We start from the raw sequence: 11,771 nt of genomic DNA on the forward strand, positions 1-11,771 counted from the left end.
CCCGGCCCTGTTTCCCTGTTAACGGCGTGGCTGGCGTCAGCCGCCGTGCACCTGCGCCACGTCGATCTTGAGGCCCGGCCCCATCGACGAGGACAGACCCACCTTGCGCAGATACTTGCCCTTGGCGCCCGCAGGCTTGGCCTTGACGATGGCATCGACGAATGCGTCGAAGTTGGCGCGCAGCGCCTCATCCGAGAACGAGAGCTTGCCGATGCCGCCGTGGATGATCCCGGCCTTTTCGACGCGGAACTCGATCTGGCCGCCCTTGGCCGCCTTGACCGCTTCGGCCACGTTCGGCGTGACAGTGCCCAGCTTGGGGTTCGGCATCAGGCCCTTGGGGCCAAGCACCTTGCCCAGACGGCCGACGATGCCCATCATGTCGGGCGTCGCAATGACGCGGCCGTAATCGAGGTTGCCGGCCTGCATGTCTTCGAGCAGGTCTTCGGCGCCCACCTTGTCGGCACCGGCGGCAAGCGCGGCTTCAGCCTTGTCGCCGCGGGCGAACACGGCCACCTTCACGTCCTTGCCCGTGCCCGAAGGCAGCGTGACCATGCCGCGCACCATCTGGTCGGCGTGGCGCGGATCGACGCCGAGGTTGAGCGAAACTTCGAGCGTTTCGTCGAACTTGGCGGACTTCAGGTCCTTGAGAAGCGCGATGGCTTCATCGACGCCATAGAGCTTCTGATTGTCACCCAGCTTGGCGGCGAGGGCCTTCTGCTTCTTGGTCTGCTTGGCCATGATCTCAGCCCTCCACCACGGTGAGGCCCATCGCGCGTGCGGAGCCTTCGATGATCTTCGTTGCGGCGTCGATGTCGTTCGCGTTCAGATCCTTCATCTTGGCCTGGGCGATTTCCGCCAGCTGCGAACGCTTGATCGTGCCGGCCGAAGCCTTGCCGGGGGTCTTCGAACCCGACTTGATGCCGGCGGCCTTCTTGATGAAGAACGTGGCGGGCGGAGTCTTGGTGACGAAGGTGAACGAACGGTCGGCATAGACCGTGATCACGGTGGGCAGCGGCGTGCCCTTCTCGATTTCCTGCGTGGCAGCGTTGAACTGCTTGCAGAACTCCATGATGTTGACGCCGCGCTGACCCAGCGCAGGACCGATCGGCGGAGCGGGCTTTGCTTCACCGGCTGCAACCTGCAGCTTGATATAGCCTTCAATCTTCTTGGCCACGATGGCCTCCTTTCTTCCTGTCGGCAGGCCCCTTACGGGGCCGAACCTCAGAGTGAGCGGTCAATCGCCCCGGCCGGATGACCGGAACTCCCGCACGGAACCTTCCGGCGAATCGCCCGAAGGGAAGCGCGCGGATAATGCCATCCGCACGCGAAAGCAATGGATTTGGCCGAGGATAAGGCCGCCTCAGCGGACCAGTTCAACCTCCTCGAAGCCCAGTTCCACCGGCGTTGCGCGGCCGAAGATGGAAACCGAAACCTTCACGCGGCTCTTGTCGAAGTCCAGTTCCTCGACCACCCCGTTGAACGAGGCAAACGGGCCTGCATTGACCTTGACCGAATCGCCGATCTCGTAATCGACCGCCACGTCCTTGCGCGGTGCCGCAGCGGCCTGTTCGACCGTTCCGAAATAGCGCGCGGCTTCCTTGTCGGAAATCGGCTGGGGCTTGTTGTTGGTGCCAAGGAAGCCCGTCACCTTCGGGGTATTCTTGACGAGGTGGTAGATGTCGTCATTCATCGTCAGCTTGGCGAGAACATAGCCGGGCATGAACTTGCGCTCGACCTGCACCTTCTTGCCGCGCTTCACTTCGGTGACGGTTTCGGTGGGCACTTCCACCGCCTCGACAAGCTGCGAAAGGCCGATGCGTTCGGCCTCGGCGATGATCGCATCGCGGACCTTGTTCTCGAAACCGGAATAGGCGTGGATGATATACCAGCGGGCCATGACGTATTCTTTCGGATCCTGTGGGTTTGCGATCAGGCGAGCGAGAGCAGGAACTTGACGATCATGCCGAACAGCGAATCGATGCCAAGGAAGAACACCGCGAGCAGCAGCATCATGATGCCGACGAAGATCGCCGTGGTGGTGGTTTCCTGACGGGTCGGCCAGACGACCTTGCGCGCTTCGGCCTTCACCTGATTGAAGAACTCGCCGGGGCTGGGCTTCGCCATTGCTCTCGTGCCTTGCTTGCTGCGGCGCGTGCCGCGTTGAAACTCGTCTCTTCCGCCTAGGGGCCAGCGCCGCCCCGGACAGGTCCGGGAGGGGCAAGCGATAACTCCGATGTCGGAAAGTCGCCCATATCTAGTCGCCAAGCCGCCCCTTGGCAAGGGTTGCGGCAATCGGCCCGATCACCTGATCGGGATCACCGCATCGGCATGGGCGCCAAGGGCAAGCGATGAAGCGAGCCTAACTTTCGATAGGGTGAGTATCAGAACGGAACCCGTCCGGACCTTCAGGACTTGTCCTCATGCAAAGTCGCTGACTTTCCGCTCACGCAACAAAGGGTCTGAAACCATGAAGAAGATGCTGCTCCTCCCGCTCGCTCCGCTGCTCGCCGTTGCCGCAGCCGGCGCCGTCCATGCACAGACGGTCCCGGCCGACGGGCAGCCCCCGGTCGAAACCGAAGCGCCCAGCGACGGCGGCACTCCCACCGACCAGCCTGCCCCCACGGACGCAGGCACGACCGACGCGCAGTAATTCCCGCGCCGACAGTTCCGAAACAAGAGGGGGCGGTCCGCAAGGATCGCCCCCTTCAGTTTTGCCCCGGCATGGCAGGATGAATGCCCCGTGCAGCGCCCGATGGCCCTTGCATCACCTGCAATACCCGGAAAACTCTCAGCGAATGGGGGAAGGTGGCAGGAGTGGAGGGACTGCAAAAATCTCTATTTTTCAGCGCCATATGTTGGCTAACCATGTAGAATATGCCCGAGCAAATCTGCGGCGTTCAGCAGTCATGGGCTAACCTTTTCAGCCACCTGTCGCAACTAAAGAGACTGTGCGGTCTCCTACGCCTGCGCGCGGCAGGCTTAAAAAGTGCAGGGGCCTGTCGGGAAGCGCATTACATTCATCACATTGGCGGATTTCTGCGGGTTTGAGGCATCACAAACGGCATTACCTCAACATCACATGGTAATGAAAACGCGACATTACATCTTAGAACGAAGAAATGGCGGATTTCTGCGGGTTTCAGAAAAGGTAAGGTCACATGTAAGAATAGGTGATGTTGTGAGCATCACATTTTAATGCCGTAAAAACAGTGATTTATAGTTCTGGAAGCTAGGATGTGATGAATGTAATGCGCTTCCCGATATGACCATTTCCAAGGCGGAAAGCCGCGCTTGATCGGCTGCATCCCGCCTCCTCGTTTTCGTTCGTAGGTCTGCAATTGAACGCACTTCTCGAAAGCGCGCAGGAAGATGCCGACGGCATCAAGTCGAGGGCGATGAGCTGGAGTGTGTCAATCTGCGCAATTCCAGTGCTTGAAGCGAGGAGGCGGGGCGTGGGGGCAAGCGCAGCGCGTGGGGTCGAGGCGTGGCACCTTCGCCAATGGGGTGTTAGGGTGGCAGGATGAGCGCGTTCATGACCCTTGCGGCGGCCGCCAGCGTCTGTGTGGCGCGGGTTTCTGATGGTGACAGCCTGCGGCTTTGCGATGGCGAGCGGGTGCGTCTGCTTGGCATAGACGCACCTGAGTTGAGGGGATCATCGCGCTGCTCCCCTGCGGCGCTGGCGCGGCTGCGGAACAGCCGGAACCCGCCCTGGTGCGATCATGCCAGAGGCGAGCAGGCCCGCGCCGCGCTGGCGCGTTTCATTGCAGGTGGGCCGGTCCAGATCGAGCGGCGCGGCATTGATGCTTACGGACGCACGCTGGCGCGCGTCAAAGTCAACGGCATCGACGCTGGCCGCTGGATGATGGATCAAGGACTGGCACGCGAGTGGCGCTGAAACAAAAAAGCGAGGGCCGCAGCCCCCGCCTTATTTGGTGCAGTCAAGCTGCTTGTTAACAACTGGACCTGCGATTTCTGAAGAGTTCAATATACACGAAGTTTCTCAAGATACAATTGATTCGCGCACGTCGCTGCGTAATTTATACGGCGAAAGGAGTTCCTATGGAGAAGCGCCTGGGACTGGATATCGGGACAAACTCGATCGGTTGGTGCCTGTATGAAGGCGACAGCATTCTCGATATCGGCGTGAGAATCTTCTCGGACGGACGAGACCCGAAATCCGGGGCAAGTCTTGCCGTTGATCGCCGGAATGCGCGTGCCATGCGTCGGCGCCGCGATCGTTATCTTGGTCGTCGATCCGCTCTCATCAAGGCGCTCAAAGCCCATGGCCTTTTCCCCGCAGAACAGGATGCGGCAAAGGCGCTCGAACGCGAGGATCCATACAGCTTGAGGGTTCGTGCGCTCGATCATCGGCTGGATCCGCATCAGATCGGCAGGGCGATCTTTCACCTGAACCAGCGTCGTGGTTTCCGCTCTAACCGCAAGGCCGACAGGGTATTGGGCGATCAGGAAAGCGGACTGATTTCCACCGCCACTCGTGTTCTGGATGAGGCGATGGCCAAAAGCGGCGCGCGCACCCTCGGCGAGTTTCTCGCTTCACGCGACACCCGCAGAGTGCGCATGCGGCCTGACGTCAAGGGCTATGATTTCTATCCTAATCGGCAACACTATCTCGAAGAGTTCGAGAAGATCTGGGACGCGCAATCGCAATACCACCCCGATCTGCTGAGCCAACAGGCGAAATCCGCCATCCACCGAATCATCTTTCACCAGCGCCCGCTTAAGCCGCAGGCTGTCGGCACATGCACTTTCGCCGGGTTACACGGCATCCCTGGCGATGAAACGCGCTTGCCCAAAGCCCATCCCCTGTTCCAGCAGCGCAGGCTTTACGAGGAAGTCAACCAGCTTGAGATCGTTTGTGCAAGCGCCCCTGCCCGCAAGCTGACGCGCGACGAACGCGATGCCCTCATCCTCAAGCTGCAGGACAAAAAGAAGGTCACTTTCTCCACCCTCGCGCGCACCATAAGATTGAAGGAGGGTGAACGCTTCAACAAGGAAAGCGAGAACCGGAAGGATCTGGCAGGCGACGAAGTGCGTGCCGAGATGAGTGACAAGACGCGCTTTGGCAGGCGATGGTTTCACCTTTCCCTTGATGAGCAGTGGTCTGTTATCGACCGCTTGCTGAACGAGGAAAGCACCGAAGACCTGCTGGCCTGGCTCGAAAAGGAATGGTCGCTGCCCAGCGATGTCGCCGAGGCAGTAGCCAATGCGCATCTGCCAGACGGCCATGGCAGGTTTGGCCTTACTGCCACCGTTCGCCTGTTGGAACACCTCAAGGCTGACGTGGTGACTTATGCCGAAGCAGCAAGACGTGCAGGCTTCCACCACAGCGACTTTCGCGATGGCGCGTGCTACGATGAGCTTCCCTACTACGGGGAGATACTTTCCCGCGAGATCGCGCCAGGCAAGGACGAATACGGCGATCCGCTGGAACGGCAATGGGGCAAGATTACCAATCCCACCGTTCACATCGGACTGAACCAGTTGCGACGGCTGATCAACGCGCTTGTCAGACGGCACGGTCGTCCCGATTTCATTTTCGTCGAACTGGCGCGTGAGCTGAAGCTGAACGAAAAGCAGAAGGCCGACCACAAGCGCCGGATCAAGCAGACAACCGATGCCGCCCGCGCCAGGGCAGAAAAGCTGCGCGAGATCGGCCAGCGCGACAGTGGCAGCAACCGGATGCTCCTGCGCATATGGGAAGAACTGAATCCCTCCAATCCACTTGACCGGCGGTGCCCCTATTGCGCCGAACCCATTTCGATCGAGATGCTGATGAGCGGATCAGCCGATATCGATCACATTGTTCCCTATTCGCGTTGCCTTGATGACAGCGCCGCGAACAAGGTTGTCGCGCATAACCACTGCAATCGGCAGAAAGGAAACCGCACCCCATGGGAACAATGGGGGCAAACGACGCGCTGGCCCTTGATCCAGGAGCAGGTCGCTCGCATGCATCGGTCCAAGCAATGGCGCTTTGGCCCCGATGCGATGGAACGGGTGGACCGGGATGGTGGCTTCATCGCTCGCCAGCTTACCGACACCCAGTATCTTTCGCGCATTGCGGCGCAGTATCTTTCCGCTCTCTATACACCCGATGAGGGACGGCGGGTCTATGCCGTGACTGGCCGGTTGACGGCGATGCTCCGCCGACTGTGGGGACTGAATGACATCCTGCCCGATCACAACTGGGTTCTGAACCCGCACAGCAACGCACCCAAGAACCGGCTTGATCACCGCCACCATGCCATTGATGCTGCGGTGGTTGGTGCCACAACTCCGGCAATGATCCAGCAGGTTGCTAGAGCGGCAGCACGCGCGGAAGAGCAGGATCTTGACCGGCTCTTTGCCGATCTGCCACCGCCATGGCCAGGCTTCCGCGAGGAACTGCAGGGCCGCATCATGGCCGCTGTTGTCAGTCACAAGCCGGATCATGGGCGCAAGGGGCGTCCCCTTCCAGGGCGAGACAGCACCTCAGGCCGCCTGCACAACGATACGGCCTATGGCTTCACCGGAAGGCGCAATGCCAAGGGCATGCCGATCGTGGTCACGCGAAAGCCGCTGCTGGCCCTCAAGCCCGAAGACCTGACCGATCCGGAAAGAATACCCGACCCGGCACTGCAGGGCGCGTTGTTTGAAGCCACGCGGGGCGCAACCGGCAAGGACTTTGAAAAGGCGCTGCGCGACTTTTCGCGAAGGGACGGCCCTTATCAGGGCATCCGGCGCATACGGTTGACCGAAGCGCTCAACGTGATTCCGATCCGTGATCGAACAGGACACGCCTATAAGGGTGTAAAGGGCGATGCCAATGCGCGTTTCGATGTCTGGCGGCTTCCTGATGGCAAATGGATCACGCGGTGGAAGGACCGGGACGGCATCGAACATTCCGGCATAGTATCGCTGTTCGATGCACATCAGCCGAGCCAAGTCTATCACCGCCCCCACCCTGCCGCGAAGAAGGTGCTTAGCCTGCGGCAGAATGATCTCGTTGCGGTTGAACACGATGGCGACCCAGGCAAGATCATGCGTGTGGTCAAGTTTTCTGCCAATGGCTCGATCACCTTCGCCCCACATAACGAAGCCGGGCCGCTAAAGACGCGTGATACCGACCCTGCCGATCCGTTCCGTTATGTCACCACTGTTGCGAGCGGACTGAAGAAGATGCGCGCGCGGCAGGTGCGGATCGACGAACTAGGAAAAGTCCACGATCCGGGGCCGCGCGAAGACTGAACCGGGCTGCTTAACCGGATGCCAACCTTGGCACGGCATGATCGCGTCCTGCAACCATGCGGCGGAGCAGATCATGGACCGTATAGTTGACATTACTACCGACAACGTGCACCTACGCGCGCACCGCGGCTTCGTCATCGTCATGCTTGGCGAACGGGAACTCGGCCGGATCGCTCTGGATGATGTGGCGGCCCTGATTGTCCACGCTCACGGGGTAACATGGACCACCAGCCTCGCTGTGAGACTTGCCGAACGGGGCGCGGTCATGGTCCTGTGTGCCGCCAACCATGCCCCCGTGGCTTGGATCTTGCCGGTAGAAGGGCACCACGCCCAAAATGCTCGGATGCGGGCGCAGTGGAACGCTCCACTGCCGCTCAGCAAACAGGCATGGAAGGCGCTGGTCGTTGCCAAGATCGCTTGTCAGGCCAGCCTGCTATCGGCATGCGGGCGGCAGGAAGGCGAAGCCCTTGGCCTGCTAGCGCGGCGAGTGCGCTCTGGCGATCCCGACAATCTTGAGGCTCAGGCTGCCCGTCGTTACTGGCCAGTCCTGATGGGGCCGGACTTCCGGCGGGATCGCTCATCAGGTGGTGTGAACGCCCTCCTGAACTATGGCTACACTGTGCTTCGCGCGGCCACGGCCCGTGCGGTCCTCGCTTCCGGGTTGCACCCCACAATCGGTGTGCATCACGCCAACCGGCTGAATACCTTTGCGCTTGCCGATGACCTGATGGAACCTTTCAGACCCTTTGTCGATGCCGTGGTTCATCAACTGGTGAATGAAGGTCAGGACGTCCTCGATGGAGCGACAAAGGCCCGACTTGCTGCCCTGCTTGCAACTGATGTTGATCTTGCGGGAATGACATCGCCCCTCTCGGTCGCCATTCAGCGCCTGGCCCAATCGCTCGCGGCAAGTTTCGAACTGGGTCGGCTGTCCCTGGCGCTCTTCACACCGCCCACGGCACTCGGTTGGCGTGCGATTTCCACCCGTCATCCTGTCGGGGAATACGTGATGCCGGAAAGGCATGATGCGTGAGGAAGGCTCCCAACTCAGCGGGTATCGGCTGATGTGGATACTGGTGATGTTCGATCTTCCGGTGCGAACGCGTGAAGAGGCCCGCGCGGCGACACAGTTCCGCGAGTATCTGCTTGATGAAGGCTTCGAGATGAGCCAGCTTTCTATCTACGCAAGGTTCTGCTCTGGAAAAGAACAGTTCGAAGCCCATGTGCGGCGAATCGAGTCAAACCTGCCGGAAAAAGGCGACGTGCACATTCTCAGCTTCACCGACCGACAATATGAGAACATCATCCGCTTCAATGGCCAAAGGCGTCGGCGCCAACGCCAAAATCCTGCTCAACTTGCACTATTCTGACGATTCGCTGCGGGATTTGCACTACTGGATGCCGATTTTTCTCTTTCCCGTCAAAGAGTTGTATCGACATCCAGCATAGCAGTTCAGAAATCGCGGTCCAGCGGCAACGGCGCTGACCTTTCATCAGTGCGAGATGATAGCATAGCAGTTCAGAAATCGCGGTCCAGCGGCAACGCCTGCGCGAACTGGGCCTTTGGGACGCGGAGCATAGCAGTTCAGAAATCGCGGTCCAGCGGCAACGCAGAAGGTGAGCGCCCAGATCTGATCGGCAGCATAGCAGTTCAGAAATCGCGGTCCAGCGGCAACCGAACTCCGCCCCGTCTTGTTGCAGCTGGTAGCATAGCAGTTCAGAAATCGCGGTCCAGCGGCAACTGTCGCGCGAGGGCACCTACATCGACGCCAAGCATAGCAGTTCAGAAATCGCGGTCCAGCGGCAACGGCGAACTGTTCGGCGTCCTTCCTGATCTGAGCATAGCAGTTCAGAAATCGCGGTCCAGCGGCAACGCGCCGCACGCGATGCGAATGGCATCGATCAGCATAGCAGTTCAGAAATCGCGGTCCAGCGGCAACCGCCTGTGCCATCGGCAAAGCTCTCCACCAAGCATAGCAGTTCAGAAATCGCGGTCCAGCGGCAACCGTGGTGGCATTGTTGCCCAAGTCATAGAAGCATAGCAGTTCAGAAATCGCGGTCCAGCGGCAACATCGGAACAGATGCGTCAACACGCTGCACCAGCATAGCAGTTCAGAAATCGCGGTCCAGCGGCAACTGAAGTGCCCCATGGGCCTGCATGGCGTGGAGCATAGCAGTTCAGAAATCGCGGTCCAGCGGCAACTCAGCACGCCCGTGCTGTCCAGATCACCAAAGCATAGCAGTTCAGAAATCGCGGTCCAGCGGCAACTGGCGATGTCGGCTTCGGCCTGCTTCGCGTAGCATAGCAGTTCAGAAATCGCGGTCCAGCGGCAACGGCAGGAAAAGTTGGCCAAGGAGCAGGAGCAGCATAGCAGTTCAGAAATCGCGGTCCAGCGGCAACTCTCGCCGAAACCTTGCTGCATGACCGGCTTAGCATAGCAGTTCAGAAATCGCGGTCCAGCGGCAACGCACGAATGGCCGCACGCTACGCGGCTTGGAGCATAGCAGTTCAGAAATCGCGGTCCAGCGGCAACGATCCGATCTATGTGGAGTGATGGCGTGACAGCATAGCAGTTCAGAAATCGCGGTCCAGCGGCAACTGCGTGGCTGAAACTGTCGAGGATCAGCACAGCATAGCAGTTCAGAAATCGCGGTCCAGCGGCAACTGTCGCCGAAACCTTGCTGCATGACCGGCTAGCATAGCAGTTCAGAAATCGCGGTCCAGCGGCAACTGTGTCTATCAAGACTGTCGGAACTTTATAAGCATAGCAGTTCAGAAATCGCGGTCCAGCGGCAACGAAAGAACTGCATCATGACAATCCATTCAAAGCATAGCAGTTCAGAAATCGCGGTCCAGCGGCAACTTGGCATTGCCGGAAACTCCAAGCCGCCCGAGCATAGCAGTTCAGAAATCGCGGTCCAGCGGCAACTTGTCGCGGGTCATATCAATGCCCGATGGAAGCATAGCAGTTCAGAAATCGCGGTCCAGCGGCAACAAGCGCAGCTCCGGAGCGTGCTGGAGGATAAGCATAGCAGTTCAGAAATCGCGGTCCAGCGGCAACTGCTTGGGGATTGCCGGTGATGAGGCCCACAGCATAGCAGTTCAGAAATCGCGGTCCAGCGGCAACTCCACCTGATAGCGGCGGATGGCATCGGCTAGCATAGCAGTTCAGAAATCGCGGTCCAGCGGCAACTGATGCAGGCACCCTGTCCGGTTCCGGCTAAGCATAGCAGTTCAGAAATCGCGGTCCAGCGGCAACGGCCGGAGGTGAGGAAACCATCGCGGCCGTAGCATAGCAGTTCAGAAATCGCGGTCCAGCGGCAACGTTTCGTCGGCAGAAAGATAGACCGACTGGAGCATAGCAGTTCAGAAATCGCGGTCCAGCGGCAACTGCAGCGGCCAATGCAGCGTCCAGTGCAGCAGCATAGCAGTTCAGAAATCGCGGTCCAGCGGCAACCTGGCGGCTCCCAAGTGGTGGCGTCCACTTCGACCCGAACGTCTGATTATGGCCGGTTGATGGCGGGGGGCGCCCCCCGCGACCTTTCGTCAGTTCGAGATGATCACCTCGCCGGCTATTTTCGAATTGTCCATGCCGCCCACCTGATAACGCACTTTCGCCTCTTCGATCGCGAAGCCATCGAATATTCGCCGCACTGCTGGATGATCGTTGAGCGACAGGATGAACCGCCCGCGAATGGCTCGCAGCTTGTCGGCCATCACCTCGAACTCATCGCGCCCGAACATGTCGCGGCCATAGTCGGTCTCGCAGCCGTAGTAGGGCGGATCTAGATAGAACAGAGTCCCCGGACGGTCATACCGATCGATGAACTCCCGCCATGGCAGCCGCTCGATGATGACCCCGGCGAGCCTCTCATGGACCGCCTCGATCATTGGCGCGATCTTGGTTACATCGAAGCGCGCGCCGCTGCCCAGCACAACGCCGAAGCCGCGCCCGTTCACTTTCCCGCCAAAGGCAAGCCGCTGGAGATAAAGGAACCGCGCCGAACGCTGCATGTCGGTCAGAGATGCCGGGTTCATGGCCAAAAGCTTCTCAAAGCCCGCGCGGCTCGTGATCTGGAAGCGCATCATATCAAGGAATGGCACGTAATGGTGCTGCACCACCCGGAAGAATGTCGCCACGTCCTCTGACCAGTCATTAATGACCTCACCTTTCGGCCTGCGATCGCGCCGCAGGAAAACGCCGCCCATCCCTACAAAGACTTCAGCGTAGGTCTGGTGGGGCACGGCGTTGATCCGCTGCACCAGGCGCCGGGCCAGATTGCGCTTTCCGCCGATATAGGGCGCAAGCGGCCTGACCGGCGCTACTGGCAAAAGGTCTGGATACTCTTTCAACATGGAACTGGACTCCGTCTTAATGTTCTTTATCCGTTCCACTCCCGGCCGGGAGGCGGGACGGATCGATTCGGCCGCATGACGCGTCCGGACCGTTCGGTTCGCGGCGGAAGTCCAGTCCGCCGGGAGGGGCTGGTTCCAGCAGCCCTTCCCCCGCCTTGGCGGGGGT

The 11,771-nt window shown here is 59.9% G+C and carries 10 protein-coding genes and 1 CRISPR repeat array; of the genes, 5 read left to right on the forward strand and 5 right to left on the reverse strand.

Going from position 1 to position 11,771, the window contains the following annotated elements; translation table 11 throughout:
* Nucleotides 1-36: 36 nt before the first annotated feature.
* The 4 genes from rplA to secE form a co-directional block, all read right to left on the reverse strand.
* Nucleotides 37-738 (reverse strand): 50S ribosomal protein L1, encoded by a 702-nt coding sequence (gene rplA / locus DKM43_RS02215; protein ID WP_109796822.1) that lies wholly within the window; start codon nucleotides 736-738, stop codon nucleotides 37-39.
* Nucleotides 739-742: 4 nt separating this feature from the next.
* On the reverse strand, nucleotides 743-1,174 hold the full coding sequence (rplK, locus tag DKM43_RS02220) for a 50S ribosomal protein L11 (protein ID WP_109796823.1): 432 nt from the start codon (nucleotides 1,172-1,174) through the stop codon (nucleotides 743-745).
* Nucleotides 1,175-1,360: 186 nt separating this feature from the next.
* Nucleotides 1,361-1,897 (reverse strand): transcription termination/antitermination protein NusG, encoded by a 537-nt coding sequence (gene nusG, locus DKM43_RS02225; RefSeq protein WP_109796824.1) that lies wholly within the window; start codon nucleotides 1,895-1,897, stop codon nucleotides 1,361-1,363.
* 32 nt (nucleotides 1,898-1,929) lie between these two features.
* On the reverse strand, nucleotides 1,930-2,124 hold the full coding sequence (gene secE, locus DKM43_RS02230) for a preprotein translocase subunit SecE (RefSeq protein ID WP_109796825.1): 195 nt from the start codon (nucleotides 2,122-2,124) through the stop codon (nucleotides 1,930-1,932).
* A 352-nt stretch (nucleotides 2,125-2,476) separates the two neighbouring features.
* Between secE and DKM43_RS02235 the strand changes: the two genes are divergently transcribed.
* From DKM43_RS02235 to cas2, 5 genes are all read left to right on the forward strand, one after another.
* A complete protein-coding gene (locus DKM43_RS02235; RefSeq protein WP_161554015.1) occupies nucleotides 2,477-2,650 on the forward strand; it encodes a hypothetical protein in 174 nt (57 codons plus the stop codon).
* An 882-nt stretch (nucleotides 2,651-3,532) separates the two neighbouring features.
* Complete coding sequence (locus DKM43_RS02240; RefSeq protein ID WP_236632333.1) at nucleotides 3,533-3,895, forward strand: thermonuclease family protein; 363 nt, start codon at nucleotides 3,533-3,535, stop codon at nucleotides 3,893-3,895.
* Between the two features lie 164 nt (nucleotides 3,896-4,059).
* Entirely contained in the window at nucleotides 4,060-7,248 is a 3,189-nt protein-coding gene (gene cas9, locus DKM43_RS02245; RefSeq protein ID WP_109796828.1) for a type II CRISPR RNA-guided endonuclease Cas9, read from the forward strand.
* 73 nt (nucleotides 7,249-7,321) lie between these two features.
* The gene (gene cas1, locus DKM43_RS02250; RefSeq protein ID WP_109797056.1) at nucleotides 7,322-8,281 is read left to right on the forward strand and encodes a type II CRISPR-associated endonuclease Cas1; all 960 of its coding nucleotides are present in this window, start codon (nucleotides 7,322-7,324) and stop codon (nucleotides 8,279-8,281) included.
* Nucleotides 8,271-8,618 (forward strand): CRISPR-associated endonuclease Cas2, encoded by a 348-nt coding sequence (cas2, locus tag DKM43_RS02255; RefSeq protein ID WP_236632334.1) that lies wholly within the window; start codon nucleotides 8,271-8,273, stop codon nucleotides 8,616-8,618. Before cas1 ends, cas2 begins: the two co-directional genes overlap by 11 nt.
* A 72-nt stretch (nucleotides 8,619-8,690) precedes the next feature.
* Nucleotides 8,691-10,706: direct repeats of the CRISPR family, unit length 36 nt; unit sequence AGCATAGCAGTTCAGAAATCGCGGTCCAGCGGCAAC.
* 89 nt (nucleotides 10,707-10,795) lie between these two features.
* On the opposite strand, the gene DKM43_RS02260 is transcribed toward cas2, so the two are convergent.
* Nucleotides 10,796-11,605, reverse strand: coding sequence for a DNA adenine methylase (locus tag DKM43_RS02260; protein ID WP_109796830.1), 810 nt, complete (start codon nucleotides 11,603-11,605; stop codon nucleotides 10,796-10,798).
* Nucleotides 11,606-11,771: the final 166 nt, after the last annotated feature.

It is taken from the genome of Novosphingobium meiothermophilum (genome assembly GCF_003171715.1).
In the GTDB taxonomy this organism is placed as follows: Bacteria; Pseudomonadota; Alphaproteobacteria; order Sphingomonadales; family Sphingomonadaceae; genus Novosphingobium; species Novosphingobium meiothermophilum.